Annotated in this window: 1 pseudogene; it reads right to left on the reverse strand. The window is 64.1% G+C overall.

Annotated elements, in window-relative coordinates:
- Window positions 1-755: pseudogene (locus ACR0D7_RS19400) on the reverse strand (sulfoacetaldehyde acetyltransferase); the annotation flags it as partial.

Consider the following 755-nt stretch of genomic DNA (forward strand, 5'->3'; position numbering starts at 1 on the left):
CAGGGGCCGAACAGGCCGGGGGCCAGATACTTGCGGCCTTCCTCAAACGCCGGATAGGCGTTGCCGATGGCGCAGTTGTTGCCGATGTCGGACGAGATGATCGCCTCTTTCGGCAGCGCGGCCTGAATGGCGCGCCACGCCATGCGCGGGCTCATCCAGTCAGGCTTGGCTGCACGCGCACGCTCGTTCCAGCTGGTGCCCGGATCGTCATCCTCATGAGTCATCGAGGTCAGTTCCTGCGCCCATGCCGATTTCTTCTGGGCGATACGCTCTTTACGCTCTTTACGGCCTTCGTCGCCTGCGGTGTCGGACAGCTGGTTCAGGATGCCGTTTGCCACCTTGGCCGCGTCGCCGACGATGCCGACCGAGACGGTTTTGGTCAGGCCGATGCGGTCAGGGTTGATGTCCACCTGAATGATTTTTGCATCCGCGGGCCAGTAGTTGATGCCATAGCCCGGCAGGGTCGAGAACGGGTTAAGGCGGGTGCCGAGGCACAGAACCACGTCCGCCTCCGAGATCAGCTCCATACCGGCTTTCGAGCCGTTATAGCCCAGCGGACCGGCAAACAGCGGGTGCGAGCCGGGGAAGGCGTCGTTGTGCTGGTAGCCAACGCAGACCGGGGCGTCCAGACGCTCGGCCAGTGCTTTCGAGGCGTCGATGCCGCCTTCGGCCAGAACCACACCGGCACCGTTCAGGATCACCGGGTTCTTGGCGTTCGACAGCAGCTCGGCCGCCTGTGCCACGGCACTTTCGCC

The sequence above is a fragment of the Ruegeria sp. BB7 genome, assembly GCF_056539365.1.